35 protein-coding genes and 1 pseudogene are annotated in these 22,509 nt (G+C 65.7%); 32 read left to right on the top strand and 4 right to left on the bottom strand.

Translation table 11 applies throughout. The features are described 5' to 3' along the window. Positions 1 to 63: 63 nt before the first annotated feature. From ACZ1HC_RS02340 to ACZ1HC_RS02330, 3 genes are all read right to left on the bottom strand, one after another. Positions 64 to 687, bottom strand: coding sequence for a cytochrome b/b6 domain-containing protein (locus ACZ1HC_RS02340; RefSeq protein ID WP_472698580.1), 624 nt, complete (start codon positions 685 to 687; stop codon positions 64 to 66). After that, positions 687 to 1,154, bottom strand: a complete 468-nt coding sequence (locus ACZ1HC_RS02335) for a c-type cytochrome (protein WP_472698579.1) — start codon at positions 1,152 to 1,154, stop codon at positions 687 to 689. Before ACZ1HC_RS02335 ends, ACZ1HC_RS02340 begins: the two co-directional genes overlap by 1 nt. 152 nt (positions 1,155 to 1,306) lie before the next feature. Beyond that, positions 1,307 to 2,254, bottom strand: a complete 948-nt coding sequence (locus ACZ1HC_RS02330; protein WP_472698578.1) for a tellurite resistance TerB family protein — start codon at positions 2,252 to 2,254, stop codon at positions 1,307 to 1,309. A 222-nt stretch (positions 2,255 to 2,476) separates the two neighbouring features. Between ACZ1HC_RS02330 and tuf the strand changes: the two genes are divergently transcribed. The 29 genes from tuf (at position 2,477) to rplQ (ending at position 19,555) form a co-directional block, all read left to right on the top strand. Further along, positions 2,477 to 3,652 carry an elongation factor Tu gene (tuf, locus tag ACZ1HC_RS02325; protein ID WP_472698577.1) on the top strand — a complete coding sequence of 392 codons (1,176 nt, stop codon included), beginning with the start codon at positions 2,477 to 2,479 and terminating at the stop codon, positions 3,650 to 3,652. Between the two features lie 281 nt (positions 3,653 to 3,933). Further along, complete coding sequence (gene rpsJ, locus ACZ1HC_RS02320; protein ID WP_167622738.1) at positions 3,934 to 4,242, top strand: 30S ribosomal protein S10; 309 nt, start codon at positions 3,934 to 3,936, stop codon at positions 4,240 to 4,242. Positions 4,243 to 4,252: 10 nt separating this feature from the next. Then, positions 4,253 to 5,113 carry a 50S ribosomal protein L3 gene (gene rplC, locus ACZ1HC_RS02315; RefSeq protein ID WP_472698576.1) on the top strand — a complete coding sequence of 287 codons (861 nt, stop codon included), beginning with the start codon at positions 4,253 to 4,255 and terminating at the stop codon, positions 5,111 to 5,113. Continuing rightward, positions 5,113 to 5,733: a 50S ribosomal protein L4 gene (rplD, locus tag ACZ1HC_RS02310; protein WP_472698575.1), complete on the top strand. Its 621-nt coding sequence runs from the start codon at positions 5,113 to 5,115 to the stop codon at positions 5,731 to 5,733. The genes rplC and rplD overlap by 1 nt, the downstream gene beginning before the upstream one ends. Continuing rightward, the gene (locus ACZ1HC_RS02305; RefSeq protein ID WP_472698574.1) at positions 5,730 to 6,026 is read left to right on the top strand and encodes a 50S ribosomal protein L23; all 297 of its coding nucleotides are present in this window, start codon (positions 5,730 to 5,732) and stop codon (positions 6,024 to 6,026) included. Before rplD ends, ACZ1HC_RS02305 begins: the two co-directional genes overlap by 4 nt. A 93-nt stretch (positions 6,027 to 6,119) precedes the next feature. Continuing rightward, on the top strand, positions 6,120 to 6,959 hold the full coding sequence (gene rplB, locus ACZ1HC_RS02300; RefSeq protein WP_472698573.1) for a 50S ribosomal protein L2: 840 nt from the start codon (positions 6,120 to 6,122) through the stop codon (positions 6,957 to 6,959). A 3-nt stretch (positions 6,960 to 6,962) separates the two neighbouring features. After that, a complete protein-coding gene (gene rpsS / locus ACZ1HC_RS02295) occupies positions 6,963 to 7,241 on the top strand; it encodes a 30S ribosomal protein S19 (RefSeq protein ID WP_142664074.1) in 279 nt (92 codons plus the stop codon). Positions 7,242 to 7,246: 5 nt separating this feature from the next. Next, positions 7,247 to 7,627, top strand: a complete 381-nt coding sequence (gene rplV, locus ACZ1HC_RS02290) for a 50S ribosomal protein L22 (RefSeq protein WP_472698572.1) — start codon at positions 7,247 to 7,249, stop codon at positions 7,625 to 7,627. After that, positions 7,627 to 8,343 carry a 30S ribosomal protein S3 gene (rpsC, locus tag ACZ1HC_RS02285; protein ID WP_472698571.1) on the top strand — a complete coding sequence of 239 codons (717 nt, stop codon included), beginning with the start codon at positions 7,627 to 7,629 and terminating at the stop codon, positions 8,341 to 8,343. The genes rplV and rpsC overlap by 1 nt, the downstream gene beginning before the upstream one ends. An 11-nt stretch (positions 8,344 to 8,354) precedes the next feature. Continuing rightward, positions 8,355 to 8,768: a 50S ribosomal protein L16 gene (rplP, locus tag ACZ1HC_RS02280; RefSeq protein ID WP_103173027.1), complete on the top strand. Its 414-nt coding sequence runs from the start codon at positions 8,355 to 8,357 to the stop codon at positions 8,766 to 8,768. A gap of 197 nt (positions 8,769 to 8,965) precedes the next feature. Then, positions 8,966 to 9,172, top strand: coding sequence for a 50S ribosomal protein L29 (gene rpmC, locus ACZ1HC_RS02275; RefSeq protein WP_472700757.1), 207 nt, complete (start codon positions 8,966 to 8,968; stop codon positions 9,170 to 9,172). Positions 9,173 to 9,184: 12 nt separating this feature from the next. After that, positions 9,185 to 9,430, top strand: coding sequence for a 30S ribosomal protein S17 (gene rpsQ, locus ACZ1HC_RS02270; RefSeq protein WP_472698570.1), 246 nt, complete (start codon positions 9,185 to 9,187; stop codon positions 9,428 to 9,430). 91 nt (positions 9,431 to 9,521) lie between these two features. Continuing rightward, positions 9,522 to 9,890, top strand: coding sequence for a 50S ribosomal protein L14 (gene rplN / locus ACZ1HC_RS02265; protein ID WP_010400243.1), 369 nt, complete (start codon positions 9,522 to 9,524; stop codon positions 9,888 to 9,890). Next, entirely contained in the window at positions 9,890 to 10,195 is a 306-nt protein-coding gene (gene rplX / locus ACZ1HC_RS02260) for a 50S ribosomal protein L24 (protein ID WP_472698569.1), read from the top strand. Before rplN ends, rplX begins: the two co-directional genes overlap by 1 nt. Beyond that, complete coding sequence (gene rplE, locus ACZ1HC_RS02255; RefSeq protein WP_472698568.1) at positions 10,195 to 10,755, top strand: 50S ribosomal protein L5; 561 nt, start codon at positions 10,195 to 10,197, stop codon at positions 10,753 to 10,755. The genes rplX and rplE overlap by 1 nt, the downstream gene beginning before the upstream one ends. A gap of 17 nt (positions 10,756 to 10,772) precedes the next feature. Beyond that, positions 10,773 to 11,078: a 30S ribosomal protein S14 gene (gene rpsN, locus ACZ1HC_RS02250; protein WP_472698567.1), complete on the top strand. Its 306-nt coding sequence runs from the start codon at positions 10,773 to 10,775 to the stop codon at positions 11,076 to 11,078. 9 nt (positions 11,079 to 11,087) lie between these two features. Next, a complete protein-coding gene (gene rpsH, locus ACZ1HC_RS02245) occupies positions 11,088 to 11,486 on the top strand; it encodes a 30S ribosomal protein S8 (RefSeq protein WP_472698566.1) in 399 nt (132 codons plus the stop codon). A 12-nt stretch (positions 11,487 to 11,498) separates the two neighbouring features. Next, positions 11,499 to 12,032: a 50S ribosomal protein L6 gene (gene rplF / locus ACZ1HC_RS02240; RefSeq protein ID WP_472698565.1), complete on the top strand. Its 534-nt coding sequence runs from the start codon at positions 11,499 to 11,501 to the stop codon at positions 12,030 to 12,032. Positions 12,033 to 12,044: 12 nt separating this feature from the next. Then, positions 12,045 to 12,404: a 50S ribosomal protein L18 gene (gene rplR, locus ACZ1HC_RS02235; protein WP_472698564.1), complete on the top strand. Its 360-nt coding sequence runs from the start codon at positions 12,045 to 12,047 to the stop codon at positions 12,402 to 12,404. A 115-nt stretch (positions 12,405 to 12,519) separates the two neighbouring features. Beyond that, positions 12,520 to 13,086 carry a 30S ribosomal protein S5 gene (rpsE, locus tag ACZ1HC_RS02230; protein WP_472698563.1) on the top strand — a complete coding sequence of 189 codons (567 nt, stop codon included), beginning with the start codon at positions 12,520 to 12,522 and terminating at the stop codon, positions 13,084 to 13,086. Positions 13,087 to 13,098: 12 nt separating this feature from the next. Then, a complete protein-coding gene (gene rpmD, locus ACZ1HC_RS02225) occupies positions 13,099 to 13,284 on the top strand; it encodes a 50S ribosomal protein L30 (protein ID WP_472698562.1) in 186 nt (61 codons plus the stop codon). A gap of 131 nt (positions 13,285 to 13,415) precedes the next feature. Further along, complete coding sequence (locus ACZ1HC_RS02220; RefSeq protein WP_472698561.1) at positions 13,416 to 14,126, top strand: hypothetical protein; 711 nt, start codon at positions 13,416 to 13,418, stop codon at positions 14,124 to 14,126. A 181-nt stretch (positions 14,127 to 14,307) separates the two neighbouring features. After that, positions 14,308 to 14,784, top strand: coding sequence for a 50S ribosomal protein L15 (gene rplO, locus ACZ1HC_RS02215; protein ID WP_472698560.1), 477 nt, complete (start codon positions 14,308 to 14,310; stop codon positions 14,782 to 14,784). Positions 14,785 to 14,893: 109 nt separating this feature from the next. Next, positions 14,894 to 16,264 carry a preprotein translocase subunit SecY gene (gene secY, locus ACZ1HC_RS02210; RefSeq protein ID WP_472698559.1) on the top strand — a complete coding sequence of 457 codons (1,371 nt, stop codon included), beginning with the start codon at positions 14,894 to 14,896 and terminating at the stop codon, positions 16,262 to 16,264. A 36-nt stretch (positions 16,265 to 16,300) separates the two neighbouring features. Continuing rightward, positions 16,301 to 16,981: an adenylate kinase gene (locus ACZ1HC_RS02205; RefSeq protein WP_472698558.1), complete on the top strand. Its 681-nt coding sequence runs from the start codon at positions 16,301 to 16,303 to the stop codon at positions 16,979 to 16,981. Between the two features lie 146 nt (positions 16,982 to 17,127). Further along, a complete protein-coding gene (gene rpsM / locus ACZ1HC_RS02200; protein WP_103173012.1) occupies positions 17,128 to 17,496 on the top strand; it encodes a 30S ribosomal protein S13 in 369 nt (122 codons plus the stop codon). A gap of 12 nt (positions 17,497 to 17,508) precedes the next feature. After that, positions 17,509 to 17,898: a 30S ribosomal protein S11 gene (rpsK, locus tag ACZ1HC_RS02195; protein ID WP_106691846.1), complete on the top strand. Its 390-nt coding sequence runs from the start codon at positions 17,509 to 17,511 to the stop codon at positions 17,896 to 17,898. Between the two features lie 115 nt (positions 17,899 to 18,013). After that, positions 18,014 to 19,030, top strand: a complete 1,017-nt coding sequence (locus ACZ1HC_RS02190; protein ID WP_472698557.1) for a DNA-directed RNA polymerase subunit alpha — start codon at positions 18,014 to 18,016, stop codon at positions 19,028 to 19,030. 108 nt (positions 19,031 to 19,138) lie between these two features. After that, positions 19,139 to 19,555, top strand: a complete 417-nt coding sequence (rplQ, locus tag ACZ1HC_RS02185; RefSeq protein WP_472698556.1) for a 50S ribosomal protein L17 — start codon at positions 19,139 to 19,141, stop codon at positions 19,553 to 19,555. Between the two features lie 24 nt (positions 19,556 to 19,579). Here rplQ and ACZ1HC_RS02180 read toward each other — a convergent pair whose 3' ends face one another. Then, the gene (locus ACZ1HC_RS02180; protein ID WP_472698555.1) at positions 19,580 to 19,774 is read right to left on the bottom strand and encodes a hypothetical protein; all 195 of its coding nucleotides are present in this window, start codon (positions 19,772 to 19,774) and stop codon (positions 19,580 to 19,582) included. A 97-nt stretch (positions 19,775 to 19,871) separates the two neighbouring features. Here ACZ1HC_RS02180 and ACZ1HC_RS02175 point away from each other — a divergent pair, with 97 nt between their 5' ends. The 3 genes and pseudogenes from ACZ1HC_RS02175 to ACZ1HC_RS02165 all read left to right on the top strand — a co-directional run bounded on the left by ACZ1HC_RS02175 (position 19,872) and on the right by ACZ1HC_RS02165 (position 22,499). After that, positions 19,872 to 20,483 carry a helix-turn-helix transcriptional regulator gene (locus ACZ1HC_RS02175; RefSeq protein WP_472698554.1) on the top strand — a complete coding sequence of 204 codons (612 nt, stop codon included), beginning with the start codon at positions 19,872 to 19,874 and terminating at the stop codon, positions 20,481 to 20,483. Positions 20,484 to 20,545: 62 nt separating this feature from the next. Then, the gene (locus tag ACZ1HC_RS02170) at positions 20,546 to 21,136 is read left to right on the top strand and encodes an acyl-homoserine-lactone synthase (protein WP_472698553.1); all 591 of its coding nucleotides are present in this window, start codon (positions 20,546 to 20,548) and stop codon (positions 21,134 to 21,136) included. A 47-nt stretch (positions 21,137 to 21,183) separates the two neighbouring features. Continuing rightward, positions 21,184 to 22,499, top strand: a pseudogene (locus ACZ1HC_RS02165) (replication-associated recombination protein A). The last annotated feature ends 10 nt before the right edge of the window (positions 22,500 to 22,509 follow it).

Below are 22,509 nucleotides of genomic sequence, written 5' to 3'. Positions count from 1 at the left end.
GTCAACGCGCCGGACTGACGACCGGCGCGGTTCCTTCCGCCCGGGCGCAGGGGGCCGGGCCTTTCAGCCGGGCCGGTCTTGGGTGCCGGGCCGGGAACCGTCCCCGCGCCGGCGGACCAGCTTCCAGCCGGTAATCATCGGGCGAACCAGATCCTCGTGCTTCCACAGGCGATAGAACAGCAGAACCGCCCAGTGCAGCAGCACCAGGATCAGGATCAGGTCGGCGCCCCGGTGGTGCCACCGCAGCGCCATCCGCGCGGTGTCGGAACTGACCTCCGAGGCCAAGGGACCGACATTGATGAAGTCCTCGGGGTCGGCGAAGAGGCCGGTCGTGACCTGAAGGATCAGCACCGCCAGCATCGCCACCACCGCCAGCGCGCCCACGGGGCTGTGGCCCGGCCAGCGGCTGGGACGGCGGCGCATCATCTCGGGCAGGTAGGCGGCCACCGCGCGCGGTCCGCGCAGGAAGCCGCTGAACCGGGCCGAGGGCGGGCCGACGAAGCCCCAGACAAGCCTGAAGGCCAGCAGGGCGATCACCCCGTAGCCCAGCCAGAAATGCAGGGTCATGTCGCTGGGGCCGAACTGGCCCAGCAGCCAGTTGGCGACCACCAGGATCGCCAGCGACCAGTGGAAGACGCGCAGCGCCGGGTCCCAGACCTTCTCGCGCTGCGCGGCCTCGTCCTCCATCAGTCCTCCTGGCGGAAATCGTCGTGGCAGGCCTTGCAGGCGCCGCCAAGCTTCTGCAGCACGGGGGCAAGGTTTTCCTGTCCGCCCATCACCGCATCGGGGCTGCCCGCCGCGGCTTCGCGCAGGCCGGCGAAGCGTTCGCCGAAGCCCTGGGGGTTTTCCCAGATCGCCGGCAAAGCCGCCGAGTCCTCCATCTCCTCGGAGGATGTGCCCTCGATGAACAGCGCGGGCGCGTCGTACTGGGTCAGGGCGACGATGTTGGCGGCGGCGCGGCTGGCCGCGGCCTCGTCATAGGGGATGTCGCCCTTGGCCATGCCGGACAGCTGTCCCATGTTGATGGCCAGCATGGTCATGAAGCCGTGCCGCGCCTCGACGGCATTTTCGGCGGCTTCCTCTGCGGATTGGGCAAGGGCCACGACCGGGACGGTCAGGGCGGCGGCAAGGGCAAGGGCTTTGACTGCGTTCATCGGCTGGCTCCTGAAAGGGGACTGGCTACATCGCGGGGACTGTCCGGAAAACCATAGCCGAATCAGCTGACTGGAGCAACGGAATCAGAAGCCGGCCGTGCCGGCGCAAAACGGCCCCCGAAGGGGCCGTTCCAGGGACCGTTTTCAAGCTGTCAATCGTACAGCTTCGTGACACCCACCTCGGCATGGATGTCGTTGACCGTGGGCCGGTCCAGGTTCAGGGCGCGGGCCAGCCTGTCCAGATAGCGCGCCTCGTCCTGGTGATCCAGGTCGATGGCCAGCAGCGACATCAGATAGACCTGCGCTTCAAGGCCGCGGGGCACGTCGCGCGCCAGTCCCTCGGGATCGACGGGGGCGGCCATCTGGTCGCGGATGAACTGTCGCTCGTCTTCGTCCAGGTCCTCGCCCAGCTTGCCCAGCAGGCGCTGCTTCTCGGCCTCGTCGATGGTGCCGTCCGACCGGGCCGCCTGGATCATGGCACGCAGCATCAGCCCGGCCACCGCGTTCTGTTCGGGCGTCGGTGCGACCTGCGGTTCACCCTTGTTGATGACGGCGTCGTTGAACAGCTCGCCGAAGCTGGCATCGTTGCTGGGCTGGGAATCCTTGCGTGCCAGCGCGCCGGCCGCGCCTCCTGCCGCCGCCCCGCCCAGAAGGCCGCCCAGGATGTCGCCCAGCCCGCCGCCCGTGCCCGTGCCGGTGCCCGCGCTGCGGGTCTTGCTGCCGCCGCCAAGCTGGGCAAGCAGGTCGTTCAGCCCGCCGCTGCTGCCGCTGCCACCGGTGCGGGCCCTGGTGGTCAGGCCATCCAGCAGCCCGCCCAGGCCGCCCTGGGCGCCGCGCGACTGCGGGCCGCCATAGCGCGGGCCCGTCCCGGAACGTCCTCCGCCCAGAACCTGGCCCAGCACGTCGCCCAGGTTGCCGCTCTGGCCGGGGGCAGTGTTGTTGCCGAACAACTCGCCCAGAAGCCCGCCCTGGCCGCTGCGGCCCTGCGGGATCTGCCTGCCGTGCTGGCCCTGCGGGCGCTGCTGCTGCATGGCGGCCCCCAGGCCCTTGGCAAGAATGACGCCGGCCGCGACCCGGCCCAGGGTTTTCATCAGGCTCATCGAGTTCATCCTCCGCAAGGGTGGGTGGGGGCGCAGGGCACCCCGGTTGCCGGTCGAACAGAACTTTGCCCGGAATGGTTCCGCGGGGCCTGGGAACGGCGGGTCCGGTCCGCCCGGCGCGGGGGCGCGGGCGGCCTTGATTTTTCCAGGGCAGGCTTATACATCGCGGCGCACGTCAATTCGGGGCCGTCTTCGCCATGCCCCGCGATCAGGAGGCCATTCATGGCAAAGGCAAAGTTTGAACGGACGAAACCGCACGTCAACATTGGCACGATCGGTCACGTTGACCACGGCAAGACGACGCTGACGGCTGCGATCACGAAGTATTTCGGTGAATTCAAGGCCTATGACCAGATCGACGGGGCGCCGGAAGAACGCGCCCGGGGGATCACCATCTCGACGGCGCATGTGGAATACGAATCGGAAGCGCGCCACTATGCGCATGTGGACTGCCCGGGCCACGCCGACTACGTCAAGAACATGATCACCGGCGCGGCGCAGATGGACGGGGCGATCCTGGTGGTCAACGCCGCCGACGGCCCGATGCCGCAGACGCGCGAGCACATCCTGCTGGGCCGCCAGGTGGGCATCCCCTACATGGTCGTCTATCTCAACAAGGTCGACCAGGTCGATGACGAGGAGCTGCTGGAGCTGGTCGAGATGGAGGTGCGCGAGCTGCTGAGCAGCTACGACTATCCGGGCGACGAGATCCCGATCATCAAGGGCTCGGCGCTGGCGGCGATGGAAGGCCGCGACCCCGAGATCGGCGAGAACTCGATCCGGGCGCTGATCAAGGCGGTGGACGACTACATCCCGACGCCCGAGCGCGCCATCGACCAGCCCTTCCTGATGCCGATCGAGGACGTGTTCTCGATCTCGGGCCGCGGCACGGTCGTCACCGGCCGGGTCGAGCGCGGCGCCGTCAACGTCGGCGACGAGCTTGAGATCGTGGGCATCCGCGACACCCGCAAGACCACCTGCACGGGCGTCGAGATGTTCCGCAAGCTGCTGGACCGCGGGGAAGCGGGCGACAACATCGGCGCGCTGCTGCGCGGCGTGGACCGCGACGGCGTGGAGCGCGGGCAGGTGCTGTGCAAGCCCGGCTCGGTCAAGCCGCACACCACCTTCGAGGCCGAGGCCTACATCCTGACCAAGGAGGAAGGCGGCCGGCACACGCCGTTCTTCGCCAACTACCGCCCGCAGTTCTACTTCCGCACCACGGACGTGACCGGCACGGTGAAGCTGCCCGAGGGCACCGAGATGGTGATGCCGGGCGACAACCTGAAGTTCGAGGTCGAGCTGATCGCCCCGATCGCCATGGAGGAAAAGCTGCGCTTCGCCATCCGCGAAGGCGGCCGCACCGTCGGCGCCGGCGTCGTGTCGAAGATCATCAAGTGATCCCAGGGCGGCCCGGCCGCCCGCAGCCCCAGAACCAACCCGAAGGCCGCGCCCCAAAGCGCGGCCTTCGCCGTGGGGGGCGATGCTTCGGGCTTGACGGCACCGCCTGCGCGGGGCTATAGGCGCGCATCGCAGCCCGAACCTGCCGTCACGCAGATTCGCCTGTCATGCGCGCGGCCGCCTGATCCAGGGCGGCCTTGCAGTTTTTATACGGTCCGACGCTGGCGCCGCGTGGTGCGTTGTCAGCCTCTCGACTGGAACTCCCCGTCAGAGGGATGACCATGCAAAGTCAGAATATCCGCATCCGGCTGAAGGCGTTCGATTACCGCGTGCTGGAAGCCAGCACCCAGGAAATCGTCAACACCGCCAAGCGCACCGGAGCGACCGTCCGCGGCCCGATCCCGCTGCCCAACAACATCGAGAAGTTCACCGTCCTGCGCGGTCCGCACATCGACAAGAAGTCGCGCGACCAGTGGGAGATCCGCACCCACAAGCGGCTGCTGGACATCGTCGATCCGACCCCGCAGACCGTCGATGCGCTGATGAAGCTCGACCTCGCCGCCGGCGTGGATGTCGAGATCAAGGTGTAAGGAGGGGATGATGCTGCGTACTGGTGTTATCGCCAAGAAGCTGGGCATGACCCGGCTGTTCCTCGAGGACGGCCGTCAGGTTCCGGTGACCGTCCTGCAACTGGACAACCTGCAGGTCGTCGATCAGCGCACCGCCGCGCGTGACGGGTATACCGCCGTCCAGCTGGGCGCCGGGGTCGCCAAGGCCAAGCGCACGACCGCGGCCATGCGCGGCCACTTCGCCAAGGCGAATGTGGCGCCCAAGCGCAAGATCGCCGAGTTCCGGGTGGCCGAAGAAAACCTGATCAACGTGGGCGAGGAAATCACCGCTGACCACTATTTCGCCGGTCAGTATGTGGACATCGCCGGCACCTCGATCGGCAAGGGCTTCGCGGGCGCCATGAAGCGTCACAACTTCGGCGGTCTGCGCGCCTCGCACGGCGTGTCGATCAGCCACCGCTCGCACGGGTCCACCGGTCAGTGCCAGGATCCCGGCAAGGTGTTCAAGGGCAAGAAGATGGCCGGCCATCTGGGCGCCGTCCGCGTCACCACGCAGAACCTGCAGGTCGTGCGCACCGATGCCGACCGCGGTCTGATCATGGTGAAGGGCTCGGTTCCCGGCTCCAAGGGCGGCTGGGTCACGATCAAGGACGCCGTCAAGAAGGCGACGCCCGAGAACGTGATCTATCCCGCCGCGCTGAGGTCCGCCGCCGAGGAGGCCCGCCGCGCCGCCGAAGCCGCCGCTGCCGAGGCCGCTGCCGCCGAGGAGGCCGCCCGTCAGGCTGCCGCCGCCGAAGCCGCCGCCGCCGAGGAAGCCGCACTGGCCGAGGCCCAGGCTTCGACCGCCTCCGAGGCTTCGGACGGCGATGCTGCGCCCGAAGGAGACAAGTGATGAAACTCGATGTGATCAAGCTGGATTCCGGCAAGGCCGGTGAAATCGAGCTGGCGGACGAGATCTTCGGGCTGGAGCCGCGCGGCGACATCCTGCAGCGCGTGGTCCGCTGGCAGCGCGCCAAGGCCCAGGCCGGCACCCATTCGGTGCTGGGCAAGTCGGATGTCAGCTATTCGACCAAGAAGATCTATCGCCAGAAGGGCACCGGCGGCGCCCGTCACGGCTCGCGCAAGGCGCCGACCTTCCGCCACGGCGGCACCTACAAGGGGCCGACCCGCGTTCCGCACGCCTTCGACCTGCCCAAGAAGGTGCGGGCCCTGGGTCTGCGCCATGCGCTGTCGGCCAAGGCCACCGCGGGCGAACTGGTGATCGTCGAGGATCTGAACCTGACGGACGCCAAGACCTCGGTGGTCGCCAAGGCTGTGAAGGAAAACGGCTGGAAGCGCGTGCTGGTCATCGACGGCGCCGAAGTCAACGAAGGCTTCGCCCGCGCCGCCCGCAACGTCGAGGGCGTGGATGTCCTGCCGTCGATGGGTGCCAACGTGTATGACATCCTGAAGCGCGACACCCTGGTGATCACGCGTTCGGGCGTCGAAGCTCTGGAGGCTCGTTTGAAATGAGCGCGAAAGCGGAACATTACGACGTGATCGTGAAGCCGATCATCACCGAGAAAGCCACCATGACGTCGGAAAACAACGGCGTGGTCTTTCAGGTCGCCAAGGACGCCAGCAAGCCGCAGATCAAGCAGGCGGTCGAGGCGCTGTTCGGGGTCAAGGTGAAGGCGATCAACACGACCATCACCAAGGGCAAGCAGAAGCGGTTCCGGGGCATCCTCGGCCGCCGCAGCGATGTCAAGAAGGCCTATGTGACCCTGGAAGAGGGCAGCACTATCGACGTGTCCACCGGACTCTGATAGCAGGCTCGAATCCGCGGCCCTGGGCAACCGGGGCCGCGATCTTTTGGACGTAACGGACCACCCTGGTCCAAAGCAACGGAAGACAGAAAGATGGCATTGAAGTCGTACAAACCGACGACGCCTGGCCAGCGCGGGCTGGTTCTGATCGACCGTTCGGAGCTTTGGAAAGGTCGCCCGGTCAAGGCCCTCACCGAGGGTCTGACCAAGAACGGCGGTCGGAACAACACCGGACGGATCACCATGCGCCGCAAGGGCGGCGGGGCGAAGCGCCTGTATCGCATCGTCGATTTCCGGCGCACCAAGTTCGACATGGCCGCCGTGGTCGAGCGGATCGAATACGATCCCAACCGCACTGCCTTCATCGCCCTGATCGGCTACGAGGACGGCGAGCGCGCCTATATCATCGCGCCGCAGCGCCTGGCCGTGGGCGACAAGGTGATCGCCGGCGCCAAGGTGGACGTGAAGCCCGGCAACGCCATGCCCTTCAGCGGCATGCCGATCGGCACGATCGTCCACAACGTCGAGCTGAAGCCCGGCAAGGGCGGCCAGATCGCCCGCTCGGCCGGCACCTATGCCCAGTTCGTCGGCCGCGACGGCGGCTATGCGCAGATCCGCCTGTCCTCGGGCGAGCTGCGCCTGGTGCGCCAGGAATGCATGGCGACCATCGGCGCGGTGTCGAACGCCGACCATTCGAACCAGAACCTCGGCAAGGCCGGCCGCAACCGCCACAAGGGCATCCGCCCCAGCGTCCGCGGCGTCGCCATGAACCCGATCGACCACCCGCATGGCGGCGGCGAGGGCCGCACCTCGGGCGGCCGGACGCCGGTCACGCCCTGGGGCAAGGACACCAAGGGCAAGAAGACCCGCTCGAACAAGGCGACCGACAAGTACATCTTGCGCTCGCGTCACGCGAAGAAGAAGGGGCGCTGACCTATGGCACGTTCTATCTGGAAAGGCCCCTTTGTCGACGCCTATGTGCTTCGCAAGGCGGAAAAGGCCCGTGAGTCGGGGAAATCCGACGTCATCAAGATCTGGTCGCGTCGTTCGACCATCCTGCCGCAGTTCGTCGGCCTGACCTTCGGCGTCTACAACGGGCAGAAGCACATCCCCGTTGCCGTGACCGAGGAAATGATCGGCCAGAAATTCGGTGAATATTCGCCCACGCGGACCTATTACGGCCACGCGGCGGACAAGAAAGCCAAGAGGAAGTAATCGTCATGGGTAAGGAAACCAATCCGCGCCGCGTGGCGGAGAACGAGGCGTTCGCCAAGACCAAGATGCTTCGCACCTCGCCGCAGAAGCTGAACCTGGTCGCGCAACTGATCCGCGGCAAGAAGGTGGACCGGGCCTTGGCCGACCTCACCTTCTCGCACAAGCGGATCGCGGGCGACGTGAAGAAATGCCTTCAGTCGGCCATCGCGAATGCCGAGAACAACCACGGCCTGGACGTCGACAACCTGATCGTCGCCGAAGCCTGGGTCGGCAAGAACCTGGTGATGAAGCGCGGCCGCCCGCGGGCGCGTGGCCGGTATGGCAAGATCATGAAGCCGTTTTCGGAAATCACCATCAAGGTGCGCCAAGTCGAGGAGCAAGCGTAATGGGTCAGAAGGTCAATCCGATCGGCATGCGCCTCCAGGTCAACCGCACCTGGGACAGCCGCTGGTACGCCGACGACAAGGACTATGGCAATCTGCTGCTTGAGGACCTGAAGATCCGGGACTTTATCAAGTCGGAAGCCAAGCAAGCCGGCATCAGCCGCGTCATCATCGAACGGCCGCACCGCAAGTGCCGCGTGACGATCCATGCCGCGCGCCCGGGCGTCATCATCGGCAAGAAGGGCGCCGACATCGAGGTGCTGCGCAACAAGCTGGCGAACTTCACCAAGTCCGAGGTTCACCTGAACATCGTCGAGGTCCGCAAGCCGGAAGTCGATGCGGCCCTGGTCGCGGAATCGATCGCCCAGCAGCTTGAACGCCGGGTCTCGTTCCGCCGCGCCATGAAGCGGGCGGTGCAGAACGCCATGCGCATGGGCGCCCTGGGCATCCGCGTGAACGTCTCGGGCCGCCTGGGCGGGGCCGAGATCGCCCGGACCGAATGGTATCGCGAGGGCCGCGTGCCCCTGCACACCCTGCGGGCCGACATCGACTATGCCCTGGCCGAAGCCACGACCCCTTACGGGATCATCGGGGTGAAGGTCTGGATCTTCAAGGGCGAGATCATGGAGCACGACCCCCAGGCCCGCGACCGCAAGGCCGCCGAGGCCCAGGAAGGTCCCGCGCCCCGTGGTCCGCGCCGTGACCGCGACGCGCGCTAAGGAGACATGAGATGCTGCAACCGAAACGGACCAAGTTCCGCAAACAGCACAAGGGCCGGATCCACGGCGAAGCCAAGGGCGGTTTCGCCCTGAACTTCGGCTCCTACGCGCTGAAGGCCACCGAGCCCGAGCGCGTCACCGCCCGCCAGATCGAGGCGGCCCGCCGCGCGATCACCCGCCACATGAAACGTCAGGGCCGGGTCTGGATCCGGATCTTCCCGGACGTGCCGGTGTCGTCGAAGCCGACCGAGGTGCGGATGGGCAAGGGCAAGGGTTCGGTCGATTTCTGGGCCGCCCGCGTGCATCCCGGCCGCATCATGTTCGAGATCGACGGCGTGTCCGACGAGATCGCCCGTGAAGCCCTGCGGCTTGGCGCCAACAAGCTGCCGGTCCTGACCCGGATCGTCGCGCGCGAAGACTGGTAAGAAAAAGGCGGGGCCGAAAGCCCTGCCCAGGGATGACCCCGCCGGGCGACCGGCGGGGTCATCCTTTTCCGCCCCGAAAAGGGTTGCACGAAGGCCGCGTTGCCTGTATGGGCAGGCCTTCATCACGAAACTCCACCGGGAATCAGGGTGGCCCTGCGATGCAGGGGCTCTCCGGTGATGTTGAAAGGAATGGCGCCATGAAAGCGCAGGATCTGACGTCGAAGACGCCCGATCAGTTGAAGGATCAACTGATCGCGCTGAAGAAGGAGGCCTTCAACCTCCGCTTCCAGCAGGCCACCGGCCAGCTTGAAAGCACCGCCCGGATGCGCGCCGTGCGCCGCGACGTGGCCCGTGTGAAAACCATTCTGAACCAGAAAGCGGCGCAAGCCGCGGCCTCGAACTAAGGAGCCCGGCCCATGCCCAAACGCATCCTGCAAGGCCGCGTAACCAGCGACAAGAACGAACAGACCGTCACCGTCCTGGTCGAGCGCCGCTTCAAGCACCCGCTGCTGCACAAGACCGTCCGTTCGTCCAAGAAGTACCGGGCGCACGACGCGAACAACCAGTTCAAGGTCGGTGACATCGTTCGCATCATCGAATGCGCGCCGATCTCGAAGACGAAACGCTGGACTGTCCTGACGGACGAAGCGGTTTCCGCGTAGGTCCATCATCACAGGTCAGAAATGATCGAAACCCTGGGGCCGCCCCCATCAGACAATCCGGGCGCGGTCCCCAAAGGTCGGGAGAAACCAAATGATCCAGATGCAGACCAATCTGGATGTCGCTGACAACTCCGGCGCCCGCCGGGTTCAGTGCATCAAGGTCCTGGGTGGTTCGCACCGCCGCTATGCGTCGGTGGGCGACATCATCGTGGTGTCCGTCAAGGAAGCCATCCCCCGGGGCCGGGTCAAGAAGGGCGACGTCCGCAAGGCCGTGGTCGTTCGGACCGCCAAGGAAGTGAAGCGCGAGGATGGCACGTCCATCCGCTTCGACCGCAACGCCGCCGTCATCCTGAACAACCAGGGCGAGCCGGTCGGCACCCGGATCTTCGGGCCGGTCGTGCGCGAACTGCGCGCGAAGAACTTCATGAAGATCATCTCGCTTGCGCCGGAGGTGCTGTGATGGCTGCCAAGCTGAAGAAGGGCGACAAGGTCGTCGTGCTGGCCGGCAAGGACAAGGGCAAGCAGGGCGAGATCACCGCGGTCATGCCCAAGGACAACAAGGCCATCGTTGACGGCATCAACATCGCGATCCGTCACCAGCGCCAGACCCAGACGACCCAGGGCGGCCGCACGCCGAAGGCGATGCCGATCAACCTGTCGAACCTGGCGCTGCTGGACAAGAACGGCAAGGCGACCCGCGTCGGTTTCCGCATGGAAGGCGATCAGAAGGTCCGTTTCGCCAAGACCACCGGAGACGTGATCTGATGCTGGACGCAACCAAGTACACGCCGCGCCTGAAGGCGGTCTATCGCGACACGATCCGCGCCGCGATGAAGGAAGAATTCGGCTACCGCAACGACATGCAGATCCCGCGTCTGGACAAGATCGTCCTGAACATGGGCATCGGCGAGGCGGTGAAGGACACCAAGAAGGTCAAGCAGGGCGCCGAGGAACTGTCGCTGATCGCCGGCCAGAAGGCCGTGATCACCAAGGCCAAGACCTCGATCGCGGGCTTCCGCGTCCGCGAGGAAATGCCCCTGGGCGCCAAGGTGACGCTGCGCGGCGACCGGATGTACGAATTCCTCGATCGCCTCATCAACGTGGCGCTGCCGCGCGTGCGCGACTTCCGCGGCGTTAAGGGCACCTCGTTCGACGGCCGCGGCAACTATGCCATGGGCCTGAAGGAACACATCGTGTTCCCGGAGATCAACTTCGACAAGGTCGACGAAGTTCTGGGAATGGACATCATCATCTGCACCACCGCGCCGACCGACGCGGAAGCGAAAGCGCTGTTGAAGCATTTCAACATGCCCTTCAACAGCTGATCGCGGAGGTAAGAGATATGGCAAAGAAATCCATGGTCGAGCGCGAGAAGAAGCGCGAGCGTCTGGTCGCGAAATACGCCGCCAAGCGCGCCTCCCTCAAGGAGGTCATCAACGACCAGTCCCGCCCGATGGAAGAGCGCTTCAAGGCCACGCTGAAGCTGGCCGAACTGCCGCGCAACTCGTCGGAGACGCGTCTGCACAACCGGTGCCAACTGACCGGGCGTCCGCACGCGTATTACCGCAAACTGAAACTGTCGCGGATCATGCTGCGCGAGCTGGGCTCGCAAGGTCAGATCCCCGGTCTCGTCAAGTCCAGCTGGTAAGGGGGCACCATGTCGATGAACGATCCTCTCGGCGATATGCTGACCCGCATCCGCAACGCGCAGATGCGCGGCAAATCGACCGTCCGCACCCCGGCCTCCAAGCTTCGCGCCTGGGTCCTGGACGTGCTGAAAGCCGAAGGCTACATCCGCGGCTATGAAGAAGTGACCTCCGAAGCCGGCCATGCCGAGCTGGAGATCGGTCTGAAGTATCACGACGGCGCCCCGGTCATCCGGGAACTGTCGCGTGTGTCGAAGCCTGGCCGCCGCGTCTACGCCGGCGCCAAGGAAATCCCGCAGGTCCGTCAGGGTTTGGGCGTCTCGATCGTCTCGACCCCCAAGGGCGTCATGTCGGATGCAGCGGCTCGCAACGCCAATGTCGGCGGCGAAGTCCTCTGCACCGTGTTCTGAGGAGGGCAGCAGATGTCTCGGATTGGTAAGAAGCCGGTCGCTCTGCCCAAGGGCGTGACGGCCGAGATCAAGGGCCAGACCATCCAGGTCAAGGGTCCCAAGGGCACCCGCAGCTTCACGGCGACGGACGACGTGGATCTGGTGCTGGACGAGGGCGCGGTTTCGGTGAAGCCGCGCGGCACCTCCAAGCGGGCGCGCCAGCAGTGGGGCATGACCCGCTCGATGGTGGAGAACCTGACCGTCGGCGTGTCGGAAGGCTTCAAGAAAGAGCTGGAGATCCAGGGCGTGGGCTACCGCGCCACGATGCAGGGCAAGACCCTGAAGCTGGCTCTGGGCTATTCGCACGACGTGAACTTCGAAACGCCGGAAGGCGTGACGATCACCGCGCCGAAGCAGACCGAAATCGTTGTGGAAGGCATCGACCAGCAGCTGGTTGGTCAGGTGGCCGCGAACATCCGCGAATGGCGCAAGCCCGAGCCCTACAAGGGCAAGGGCATCCGCTACAAGGGCGAGTTCGTCTTCCGCAAGGAAGGCAAGAAGAAGTAAGGGGCGCATGAAATGGCACTGAAAAAGCAAGAGCTGTTCCAGAAGCGCCGCCTGCGCGTTCGGAACAAGTTGCGGGCGATGTCGAACGGCCGTCCGCGCCTGTCGGTCCACCGTTCGTCCAAGAACATCTCGGTCCAAGTGATCGACGATGTCCGCGGCGTGACCCTGGCCTCGGCCAGCACGCTGGAAAAGGACTTCGGCCTGGTGGGCAAGAACAACGTCGAGGCCGCCGCCAGGATCGGCGCCGCGATCGCCGATCGGGCGAAGGCCGCCGGCATCGAGGAAGTGGTCTTCGACCGTGGCGGCTTCATCTTCCACGGCAAGGTGAAGGCCCTGGCCGACGCCGCCCGCGAAGGTGGCCTGAAGTTCTGATGAGGCGGGTGGCGTCAGCGCCACCCCGATGATCCGGGGGCGTGCCCGCGCAGGCGCGCCCACCTGGATTGGCAAAAACGGCGCGGGTCGCGCGCCAGAGAAGAAGGAATGCCTGATGGCAGAACGTGAAAACCGCCGGGGCCGCCGCGAGGACCGCGAGGAGAACCCGGAGTTCCAGGATCGTCTGGTCGCGATCAACCGCGTCTCGAAGACCGTCAAGGGCGGCAAGCGCTTCGGCTTCGCGGCCCTCGTGGTGGTCGGCGATCAGCGCGGCCGCGTCGGCTTCGGCAAGGGCAAGGCCAAGGAAGTGCCGGAAGCCATCCGCAAGGCGACCGAGCAGGCCAAGCGCTCGCTGGTGCGGGTGCCGCTGCGCGACGGGCGCACGCTGCACCATGACATCGAAGGCCGCCACGGCGCCGGCCGCGTCATCATGCGCACCGCTGTCCCGGGCACCGGCATCATCGCCGGCGGCCCGATGCGCGCCGTGTTCGAGATGCTGGGCGTTCAGGACGTGGTGGCGAAGTCGCAGGGTTCGCAGAACCCCTACAACATGATCCGCGCCACCCTGGACGGCCTGAAGAAGGAAGCCAGCCCCCGTTCCGTCGCGCAGCGTCGCGGCAAGAAGGTGGCCGACATCCTGCAGCAGGACAACAAGCCGGCTGCCGAGCCGGTCGAAGCCTAAGGAGAGAGGCGCATGGCAACCATCGTCGTCAAGCAGATCGGCAGCCCGATCCGCCGCCCGGCCATCCAGCGCGAGACGCTGAAGGGCCTGGGCCTGAACAAGATGCACCGCACCCGCGAATTGCAGGATACCCCGGCGATCCGCGGCATGGTCGCCAAGATCCCGCATCTGGTGACCATCGTCGAGGAAAAGGCCTGAACCCATCAGGATCGGCAGTCAACCGCGCCCCGGGGAAACCCCGGGGCGTTCGTCTTGGCGCCGCCGCGTTAACCAATTCGTAACCTCTGTTTCCTATTCCTTCCGAAGACACGCACCGGAAGGGGAAGACGGTGGCCCGGCTCATTGGCGTCTGTCTCGGCTGGCTCGTGCTGGTGCTGCCGGCCCATGCGGGGCCCTGGCCACGTGATCCCGGGCACACCTTCCTGGCCCTGACGGGCGAGGGCGACAGGGCGGGCAATTCGCATCTGGGGCTTTACGGCGAATACGGCCTGTCGCGGCGCCGCGTTCTGGGCGCAGAACTGGGCCATACCGATGTGGGCGAGACGACCCTGCTGCTGTGGTATCAGAAGTCTCTGGACGACGGCGAGGGGCCCTATCGGCTGTCCTATTCCCTGGGCCTGGGGGCGATCCGCCGGAACGGCGAGATCCAGCCGCTGAGCCAGGCCGCCCTGATGCTGGGCCGGGGTTTCTCCGGTCCCTGGGACGGCGGCTGGATGACCGCCGAGGCACGGCTGAAGGTCGCCGGCAAGACCGAGGAGATCATCGTCCGCGAGGGGCTGACGCAGGTCGAATACGCCTATCTGACCCCCGAGATCGTCGGCAAGCTGGACCTGACCCTGGGCATCCGTCCACGGCCCGACTGGGCCATCGTCAACCAGCTTCGGCTGGAAAGCGGCAAGGACAGCGATTTCCAGGCCAAGCTGGCCAGTTCCGTCGTCTATGACGTCGCCGGCCCCGCGCGCCTCGAGGCGGGGGTGATCGCGCCGCTTTCCGGCCCCGGTGAGGCCGGGTTCAAGCTGGGCACCTGGTTCGAGTTCTGAGGGGTCGTCGCGCCCACGGGTGCGACCGCTTCGGCGGCGCCCGCGCGTCACGGCAGGACTTGCCGGTGAACGGCGTTGCGTCTATATGCCCCGGGTGCCGTCGGGCACGATTCACGAAACACGTCATGCCGTGGCCGCCCCATCATCGCTTCGGGGGTGCGTCCGGCCCAGGAGAAGCGACATGAAACTGCATGAAATCCGCGACAACGAAGGCGCGAACCGCAAGAAGAAGCGCGTCGCGCGCGGTCCCGGTTCGGGCAAGGGCAAGACCGCCGGCCGCGGCATCAAGGGCCAGAGCTCGCGCTCCGGCGTCGCGCTGAACGGCTACGAAGGCGGCCAGATGCCGCTGTATCGGCGCCTGCCGAAGCGCGGCTTCAACAAGCCCAACGCGAAGTCGTTCGCGGTCGTGAACCTGGGCCAGATCCAGTCCTTCATCGACGCCGGAAAGATCGACGCGGGCGCGGAACTGACCGAGGAGGCGCTCGTCGCCTCGGGTCTGGTGCGCCGCCGGCTTGACGGCATCCGCCTGCTGGGCAAGGGCGAACTGACCTCGGCCGTGACCATCAGCGTCACCGGCGCGTCGAAATCGGCGGTCGAGGCGGTCGAGAAGGCGGGCGGCAAGGTGTCGATGCCGGTGCGGGCCGAGGCGGCGGAATAAGCTGTTGATCGGGGCGCCTGCGCCCCATAGATAGCCCACAGGTTTTCCTGGCGCCGCCGGTCCCCGGAAACGGGCCGGCGGCGCTGTCATGACACGGGACGTAAATCACATGGCGTCAGCCGCAGAACAGATGGCCGCGAACCTTTCCTGGGGCGCATTCGGCAAGGCCACCGAACTTCGCCAGCGTATCTGGTTCACCATCGGCCTGCTGATCATCTATCGGCTGGGCACCTACATCCCGGTGCCGGGCATCGACGGCGCGGCGCTGCGCAACTTCATGGACGAGGCGCAGTCGGGGATCGGCGGCATCCTGTCGATGTTCACCGGGGGCGCGCTGGGGCGGATGGGCGTCTTTGCGCTGGGCATCATGCCCTATATCTCGGCCTCGATCATCGTGCAGCTTCTGACCTCGATGGTGCCGTCGCTGGAGCAGCTGAAGAAGGAAGGCGAACAGGGCCGCAAGAAGATCAACCAGTACACGCGCTACGGCACCGTGGCCCTGGCGCTGTTCCAGGCCTATGGCCTTGCCCGTTCGCTGGAGGCGGGCGGCCTTGCGCATGATCCGGGCCTGTTCTTCCAGGCCTCGGTGGTCATCACCCTGGTGGGCGGCACCATGTTCCTGATGTGGCTGGGCGAACAGATCACCGCCCGCGGCATCGGCAACGGCATATCGCTCATCATCTTCGTGGGCATCGTCGCCGAGATCCCCGCCGCAATGGCCAGCTTCTTCGCGCAGGGGCGGTCGGGCGCCATCTCGACCCCGGTGATTCTGGGCGTGATCGTGATGGTCGTGGCCGTGATCGCCTTCGTGGTGTTCATGGAACGCGCGCTGCGCAAGATCCGCATCCAGTATCCGCGGCGCCAGGTCGGCATGAAGATCTATGACGGCCAGTCCAGCCACCTGCCGATCAAGGTGAACCCGGCGGGCGTGATCCCGGCGATCTTCGCCTCGTCGCTGCTGCTGCTGCCGGTCACGATCTCGACCTTCTCGGGCAACCAGACCGGCCCGATCATGTCCACGATCCTGGCCTATTTCGGGCCGGGCCAGCCGCTGTATCTGGTCTTCTTTGCGGCGATGATCGTGTTCTTCGCGTATTTCTATACCCATAACGTCAGCTTCAAGTCAGACGACGTGGCCGAGAACCTGAAGAACCAGGGCGGCTTCATTCCCGGCATCCGCCCCGGCAAGCGGACCGAGGAATATCTGGACTATGTGGTCAACCGGGTCCTGGTGATCGGCTCGGCCTACCTGGCCGCGGTCTGCCTGCTGCCCGAGATCCTGCGCAGCCAGTGGTCGATCCCGTTCTATTTCGGCGGCACCTCGGTGCTGATCGTGGTGTCGGTGACGATGGACACGATCAACCAGGTTCAAAGCCATCTTCTGGCCCATCAATATGAAGGCCTGATTGAGAAATCCCAACTGCGTGGTAAACGCAAAGAGGGAAGCGCCAAGCCGCGTCGCGCACCGTCGCGCCGCTAACGGCCCAGAAGGGCTGACGAGGGGGACAGATCCGACATGACGATCAACATCATTCTGCTCGGGCCGCCGGGCGCCGGCAAGGGAACGCAGGCCCGCAAGCTGGTCGAGGAGCGGGGCTTGGTCCAGCTGTCCACCGGCGACATGCTGCGCGCCGCGCGGTCCTCGGGGACCGAGATGGGCCGGCGCGTGGCCGAGGTGATGGACCGAGGCGAACTTGTCACCGATGAGATCGTCATCGGCCTGATCCGCGAGAAGCTGTCGGAAGGCGGCAACGGCTTCATCTTCGACGGCTTCCCGCGCACGCTGGCCCAGGCCGACGCCCTGGGGCAGCTGCTGGACGAGACCGGCATGGTGCTGGACGCGGTGATCGAGATGCAGGTCGATGACCAGGCGCTGGTGCGGCGGATCACCGGGCGTTTCACCTGCGGCAACTGCGGCGAGGTTTACCACGACGACACCAAGCCGACCGCCAAGCCCGGGGTCTGCGATGTCTGCGGATCCAACGATCTGCGCCGCCGCGCCGACGACAACGAGGACAGCCTGAAGACCAGGCTGCTGGAATACTACAAGAAGACCTCTCCGCTGATCGGCTATTACTATGCCAAGGGCAAGCTTGCCCCGGTTGACGGCCTGGCCGACATGGACAAGGTCGCCGGACAGATTGCCGCCGTGCTACCCGTGTCAAGCGAAAAATCCGCCCGGGACTTGACGCGGTAGCGCACTCCCTTTAAGTCACGGCATCTCGCAAGAGAATCACCCGGTTTCGGGTGGACCATCATCGGCCCGAAGGCATCGCTTTCGGGCCTTACGTTGTGAAAAAAGGTTCCGGCGCTACGGAACCGCAACCGAAAAAAGGAAAACGCGTGGCTCGTATTGCTGGCGTCAACATTCCGACCGGGAAACGCGTCCCGATCGCCCTGACCTATATCCACGGCATCGGCCCGATGTATGCCGAACAGATTTGCGAAGCCGTCGGCATCGACCGCGCCCGCCGCGTCAACGACCTGTCGGATGCCGAAGTGCTGCAGATCCGCGAATACATCGACGCCAACCTGACCGTCGAGGGCGACCTGCGCCGCGAAACCCAGATGAACATCAAGCGCATGATGGACCTGGGTTCGTATCGCGGTCTGCGCCACCGTCGCGGCCTGCCGGTCCGCGGTCAGCGCACCCACACCAATGCCCGTACCCGCAAGGGCCCGGCGAAACCCATCGCCGGCAAGAAGAAGTAAGGGGGAACGGACATGGCACGTGACAAGACCCGCATGAAGCGCAAGGAGCGCAAGAACATCGCCACCGGCGTGGCGCATGTGAACTCCAGCTTCAACAACACCAAGATCCTGATCTCGGACGTGCAGGGCAACGCGATCTCGTGGTCGTCGGCCGGCACCATGGGCTTCAAGGGCTCGCGCAAGTCGACGCCCTATGCTGCGCAGATGGCCGCCGAGGACGCCGGCCGCAAGGCGCAGGAACACGGCGTGCGCACGCTGGAAGTCGAAGTCCAGGGCCCCGGCTCGGGCCGTGAATCGGCGCTGCGCGCGCTGGCGGCGGTGGGCTTCAACATCACCGCGATCCGCGACGTGACCCCCATCGCGCATAACGGCTGCCGCCCGCCGAAGCGCCGCCGCGTCTGATTTCAGATGATGCTTACCCGGACCGCGCGACTTCGCGCGGTTCGGTCTTTACGTTTTCAACCTCGGGCGTTTCCGGCCAAGGACATGGGGCGGGAACAAGAATGGAGGCAAACGCATGATCCACAAGAATTGGGCCGAGCTGATCAAGCCGACGCAGCTGGTCGTCAGGCCGGGCGCGGATGCCACCCGCACCGCCACGTTGGTGGCCGAACCGCTGGAGCGCGGCTTCGGCCTGACGCTGGGCAACGCCCTGCGCCGCGTGCTGCTGTCCTCGCTTCAGGGCGGGGCCATCACGGCGGTCCAGATCGACAACGTCCTGCACGAGTTCAGCAGCGTCGCCGGCGTCCGCGAGGACGTGACCGACATCGTGCTGAACCTCAAGGGCGTCACGCTGAAGATGGACGTCGAGGGGCCCAAGCGCCTGACGCTGTCCGCCAAGGGCCCGGGCGAGGTCAAGGCCGGGGACATCCAGGAAACCGCGGGCATCACGGTGCTGAACCGCGATCACGTCATCTGCCATCTGGACGACGGCGCGGAACTGCGCATGGAACTGACCGTGCAGACCGGCAAGGGCTATGTCGCCGCCGACAAGAACCGCCCCGAGGACGCGCCCATCGGCCTGATTCCGATCGACGCGATCTTCTCGCCCGTCAAGCGCGTCAGCTATGAAGTCACGCCCACCCGCGAAGGGCAGGTGCTGGACTATGACAAGCTGACCATGAAGATCGAGACGGACGGTTCGCTGACCCCGGAAGACGCCGTGGCCTATGCCGCGCGCATCGTCCAGGACCAGCTGTCGGTCTTCGTCAACTTCGACGAGCCGGAATCGGCCAACCGCCAGGACGCCGAGGACGGGCTGGAATTCGATCCGCGGCTGCTGAAGAAGGTGGACGAACTGGAACTGTCGGTGCGTTCGGCCAACTGCCTGAAGAACGACAACATCGTCTATATCGGCGACCTGATCCAGAAGACCGAGGCCGAGATGCTGCGGACCCCGAACTTCGGCCGCAAGTCCCTGAACGAGATCAAGGAAGTGCTGTCGGGCATGGGCCTGCACCTGGGCATGGATGTCGTGGACTGGCCGCCCGAGAACATCGAGGATCTGGCCAAGCGCTTCGACGACCAGTTCTGAGTTTCGGCGGGGGCTTCGGCCCCTGCCACCCGGGCATTCCGCCCCAAGGAGAGCGGCCCGCACGCATGGGCTGCCGGACAAAGCAAAAGACGTCAACGGAGAACCATCATGCGTCACGCCCGCGGCTATCGCCGACTCAACCGCACCCACGAACACCGCAAGGCGCTGTTCGCCAACATGGCCGGCTCGTTGATCGAGCACGAGCAGATCAAGACCACGCTGCCCAAGGCCAAGGAACTGCGCCCGATCATCGAGAAGCTGATCACCCTGGCCAAGCGCGGCGACCTGCATGCCCGCCGCCAGGCTGCCTCGCAGCTCAAGCAGGATCAGCACGTCGCCAAGCTGTTCGAGGTGCTGGGCGCGCGCTACAAGGATCGTCAGGGCGGCTATGTCCGCGTGCTGAAGGCCGGCTTCCGCTATGGCGACATGGCGCCGATGGCCATCATCGAGTTCGTGGATCGCGACGTGTCGGCCAAGGGCGCTGCCGACCGCAGCCGTCTGGAAGCCGAGGCTGCCGCCGAATAATCCCCTAGGCGGGTTCAGGTCGAATCAAACGCCCCGCAGCCAATCCGGTTGCGGGGCGTTTTTGACGATGTAGCGATAGAAGGCTTCGGTTTCCGGCTGCGACAGAAGCTGACAGAGCGCATCGGCGGCTTCGCGCCGTTCGTCATCCGTCAGCGGCATCTCCAGCAGTTGCTGGTGAAGATCGGCAGGCAGGACGGAAATGCCGCACGGGGGCCGCATAGGCGGGTTCTCCTATCCTATTAAGGATATGGCAACTATTGTCGGTCATACCTACTTTGTCCGTTGACGCCAGCTAAGGCAATTTGTCTAAAAAGTCATGTCATCACGCGCCGATATCAATGCTGGCTTGCAGAAACTGGGGAAACTGGCCCCCGCAGGTTATTTCGTCGGCCTGCACATCCGTTTTGCCGCCCCCCTGATGCAGTTCCAGACCTATTCCCAGGCCTGGGCGGACTTCTATTCACAGAACGGATACGCACTGCGCGACCCCACGATCGCCTGGGGGTTTTCCACGACCGGCGCCTGCCGCTGGTCCAGCCTGCCGATCCCGGATCCGTTCAACATTCTCAAGGACGCGGCCAACCACGGTCTTACCTATGGCCTGACGGTTTCCAGCGGTCCGATCACCTCGCGCACCATCGCCAGCTTCGCACGCGGCGACCGCGAGTTCACGGATAGCGAGATCGAGGAGATCTCGACCACGGTACGTCGGCTTCATGACATCACGGAGCCGCCGGCGAGCCTGACAAAGGCTCAGAAAGAGGCCCTTCGTTGCGTTGCGGAGGGCGATCGTCATGCGGCAGCGGCAGCCAAACTTGGCATTACCGAAAGCGCGTTCAAGGCCAGGCTGATTTCGGTCCGCGAAAGACTGAACGCACGCACCACGGCCGAGGCGCTCCAGCGGGCCAAGGAGTACCGGCTGCTCTAGGCGCTCGCCCAGGGGATCCGTGATGTGGGAAGGGTCAGATCTCACACCCCAGGAGTATGACCATGCAGACGACCACGCTTTCCTTCTCGAACCTCCACAACCATGGCGAGCTTTTCGCCAACCTGTTTCGCGCCCGCAAGCAAAGCTTCATCATCCAGAAGAACTGGGACCTTCCCGAGGCCGAGGACATGGAGTTCGACCAGTACGACACCCCTCAAAGCCGTTGGATCGCGGTCCATGACAAGGGCGAGGTTCTGGCAGGCTTCCGCCTGACGCCCACGACCGCGCGCTGCGGCATCTACAGCTACATGATCCGGGACGCGCAGAAGGGCATCCTGGGCGGGTCGATCCCGCAGGATTTGCTGGATCACGAGGCGCCGGTGGACGAGCAGATCTGGGAATGCTCGCGGGTGTTCGTCTGCCATGACATCCCGCAGATGTATCGCCGCAAGGTCCATTTCAAGATGGTCGAGGCCATGACCGGATCGGCCCGCGACCTGGGCGCCACCCGGCTGATCGCGCTGACCGGCGCCACGTGGCCGCGCTGGTATGGCCGCTGCGGCCTGGAGGCCGAGGCCATCGGCCGGGTCATGTGGATCGACGACGCCAATTTCCAGTGCGTGGCGATCAACCTGGCCGGCAAGATGCACTGACGGCGGGGCTGTTCGGGGCGCCAGGCCGATCCTACATTGATCGCATCATGCCAGACCTGTTCGACGCCAGCACCGCCTCTGATCCACCGCCTTCCCCGGCGGTGCGACCCTGGCCGACCGCATCCGCCCCGTGCGCATGGGCGATGTGATCGGCCAGGGCAAGGTGCTTGGCCCCGAAGGGCCGCTGGGCTCGATGCTGGCGTCCCGCAGCCTGTCGTCGCTGATCCTCTGGGGGCCGCCCGGCGTCGGAAAGACGACGATCGCCCGGCTTCTGGCGGACGAGACTGATCTGGCCTTCGTGCAGATCAGCGCCATCTTTTCGGGCGTGCCCGAACTGCGCAAGGTGTTCGAGGCCGCGAAGCTGCGTCGCCGGCAGGGACGCGGCACGCTGCTGTTCGTCGATGAAATCCACCGCTTCAACAAGGCCCAGCAGGACAGCTTCCTGCCCTACATGGAGGACGGGACGATCCTTCTGGTCGGTGCGACGACCGAAAACCCGTCCTTCGAACTGAACGCGGCGCTGCTGTCGCGGGCGGTGGTGATCGTGCTCGAGCGGCTGTCGCTGCGCGATCTGGAACTGCTGGCGCAGCGCGCCGAGCGGGAACTGGGCCGCAAGCTGCCCCTGACCCCCGAGGCGCGCGAGGCGCTTCTGGAGATGGCCGACGGCGACGGCCGCGCCGCGCTGAACCTTATCGAACAGGTGGCGGCCTGGAAGACCGACAGGCCGCTGGACCAGCCGGCCCTGGCGCAGCGCCTGACGCGGCGGGCGGCGAAATACGACAAGTCCGGCGACGAGCATTACAACCTCATCTCGGCGCTGCACAAGTCGGTGCGCGGCAGCGATCCCGACGCGGCGCTGTACTGGCTGGCGCGGATGCTGGAGGGGGGCGAGGATCCCCGCTATCTGGCCCGCCGCATCACCCGCATGGCGGTCGAGGACATCGGTCTGGCCGATCCGGCGGCGCAGCGCCACTGCCTGGATGCCTGGGCGCTTTACGAACGGCTGGGCAGCCCGGAAGGGGAACTGGCCTTGGCGCAGGCGGTGGTCTATCTGGCGCTGGCCCCGAAGTCGAACGCCGGCTACGTGGCCTACAAGGCGGCGCGGGCCGAGGCGCGGCGCACGGGCAGCCTGATGCCGCCCGCCCATATCCTGAACGCGCCCACGCAGATGATGAAGGACCAGGGCTATGGCGCCGGCTATGCCTATGACCACGATGCCGAGGACGGCTTCAGCGGCCAGAACTATTTTCCCGACGGCATGAAGCGCCCGGTCCTGTATGTCCCGGTCGAACGCGGGTTCGAGCGCGAGTTGAAGAAGCGGCTCGACTGGTTCGTGTCGCAGCGGCTGAAGCGGGGCGGTTGACTTTGCCCGC

Source organism: Paracoccus sp. BR5-17 (assembly GCF_055693925.1).
The sequence above is the reverse complement of the archived record's forward strand: the minus strand, read 5'-3'. Positions and strand labels throughout refer to the sequence as shown.

What these genes read in the sequence shown, in the direction of transcription:
- ACZ1HC_RS02305 (WP_472698574.1), top strand. Translation starts at nt 5,730, where the DNA reads ATGAGCGCGAAAGCGGAACATTACGACGTGATCGTGAAGCCGATCATC.
- rplN (WP_010400243.1), top strand. Translation starts at nt 9,522, where the DNA reads ATGATCCAGATGCAGACCAATCTGGATGTCGCTGACAACTCCGGCGCC.
- rplQ (WP_472698556.1), top strand. Translation starts at nt 19,139, where the DNA reads ATGCGTCACGCCCGCGGCTATCGCCGACTCAACCGCACCCACGAACAC.
- tuf (WP_472698577.1), top strand. Translation starts at nt 2,477, where the DNA reads ATGGCAAAGGCAAAGTTTGAACGGACGAAACCGCACGTCAACATTGGC.
- rpmC (WP_472700757.1), top strand. Translation starts at nt 8,966, where the DNA reads ATGAAAGCGCAGGATCTGACGTCGAAGACGCCCGATCAGTTGAAGGAT.
- rpsH (WP_472698566.1), top strand. Translation starts at nt 11,088, where the DNA reads ATGTCGATGAACGATCCTCTCGGCGATATGCTGACCCGCATCCGCAAC.
- rplF (WP_472698565.1), top strand. Translation starts at nt 11,499, where the DNA reads ATGTCTCGGATTGGTAAGAAGCCGGTCGCTCTGCCCAAGGGCGTGACG.
- ACZ1HC_RS02330 (WP_472698578.1), bottom strand. Translation starts at nt 2,254, where the DNA reads ATGAGCCTGATGAAAACCCTGGGCCGGGTCGCGGCCGGCGTCATTCTT.
- rpsN (WP_472698567.1), top strand. Translation starts at nt 10,773, where the DNA reads ATGGCAAAGAAATCCATGGTCGAGCGCGAGAAGAAGCGCGAGCGTCTG.
- rpsQ (WP_472698570.1), top strand. Translation starts at nt 9,185, where the DNA reads ATGCCCAAACGCATCCTGCAAGGCCGCGTAACCAGCGACAAGAACGAA.
- rplD (WP_472698575.1), top strand. Translation starts at nt 5,113, where the DNA reads ATGAAACTCGATGTGATCAAGCTGGATTCCGGCAAGGCCGGTGAAATC.
- secY (WP_472698559.1), top strand. Translation starts at nt 14,894, where the DNA reads ATGGCGTCAGCCGCAGAACAGATGGCCGCGAACCTTTCCTGGGGCGCA.
- rplR (WP_472698564.1), top strand. Translation starts at nt 12,045, where the DNA reads ATGGCACTGAAAAAGCAAGAGCTGTTCCAGAAGCGCCGCCTGCGCGTT.
- ACZ1HC_RS02205 (WP_472698558.1), top strand. Translation starts at nt 16,301, where the DNA reads ATGACGATCAACATCATTCTGCTCGGGCCGCCGGGCGCCGGCAAGGGA.
- rplC (WP_472698576.1), top strand. Translation starts at nt 4,253, where the DNA reads ATGCTGCGTACTGGTGTTATCGCCAAGAAGCTGGGCATGACCCGGCTG.
- ACZ1HC_RS02180 (WP_472698555.1), bottom strand. Translation starts at nt 19,774, where the DNA reads ATGCGGCCCCCGTGCGGCATTTCCGTCCTGCCTGCCGATCTTCACCAG.
- rpsS (WP_142664074.1), top strand. Translation starts at nt 6,963, where the DNA reads ATGGCACGTTCTATCTGGAAAGGCCCCTTTGTCGACGCCTATGTGCTT.
- rplB (WP_472698573.1), top strand. Translation starts at nt 6,120, where the DNA reads ATGGCATTGAAGTCGTACAAACCGACGACGCCTGGCCAGCGCGGGCTG.
- rpmD (WP_472698562.1), top strand. Translation starts at nt 13,099, where the DNA reads ATGGCAACCATCGTCGTCAAGCAGATCGGCAGCCCGATCCGCCGCCCG.
- rplX (WP_472698569.1), top strand. Translation starts at nt 9,890, where the DNA reads ATGGCTGCCAAGCTGAAGAAGGGCGACAAGGTCGTCGTGCTGGCCGGC.
- ACZ1HC_RS02335 (WP_472698579.1), bottom strand. Translation starts at nt 1,154, where the DNA reads ATGAACGCAGTCAAAGCCCTTGCCCTTGCCGCCGCCCTGACCGTCCCG.
- rplE (WP_472698568.1), top strand. Translation starts at nt 10,195, where the DNA reads ATGCTGGACGCAACCAAGTACACGCCGCGCCTGAAGGCGGTCTATCGC.
- rplV (WP_472698572.1), top strand. Translation starts at nt 7,247, where the DNA reads ATGGGTAAGGAAACCAATCCGCGCCGCGTGGCGGAGAACGAGGCGTTC.
- rpsK (WP_106691846.1), top strand. Translation starts at nt 17,509, where the DNA reads ATGGCACGTGACAAGACCCGCATGAAGCGCAAGGAGCGCAAGAACATC.
- rplO (WP_472698560.1), top strand. Translation starts at nt 14,308, where the DNA reads ATGAAACTGCATGAAATCCGCGACAACGAAGGCGCGAACCGCAAGAAG.
- ACZ1HC_RS02175 (WP_472698554.1), top strand. Translation starts at nt 19,872, where the DNA reads ATGTCATCACGCGCCGATATCAATGCTGGCTTGCAGAAACTGGGGAAA.
- rpsJ (WP_167622738.1), top strand. Translation starts at nt 3,934, where the DNA reads ATGCAAAGTCAGAATATCCGCATCCGGCTGAAGGCGTTCGATTACCGC.
- ACZ1HC_RS02340 (WP_472698580.1), bottom strand. Translation starts at nt 687, where the DNA reads ATGGAGGACGAGGCCGCGCAGCGCGAGAAGGTCTGGGACCCGGCGCTG.
- ACZ1HC_RS02170 (WP_472698553.1), top strand. Translation starts at nt 20,546, where the DNA reads ATGCAGACGACCACGCTTTCCTTCTCGAACCTCCACAACCATGGCGAG.
- rpsC (WP_472698571.1), top strand. Translation starts at nt 7,627, where the DNA reads ATGGGTCAGAAGGTCAATCCGATCGGCATGCGCCTCCAGGTCAACCGC.
- ACZ1HC_RS02190 (WP_472698557.1), top strand. Translation starts at nt 18,014, where the DNA reads ATGATCCACAAGAATTGGGCCGAGCTGATCAAGCCGACGCAGCTGGTC.
- rplP (WP_103173027.1), top strand. Translation starts at nt 8,355, where the DNA reads ATGCTGCAACCGAAACGGACCAAGTTCCGCAAACAGCACAAGGGCCGG.
- rpsE (WP_472698563.1), top strand. Translation starts at nt 12,520, where the DNA reads ATGGCAGAACGTGAAAACCGCCGGGGCCGCCGCGAGGACCGCGAGGAG.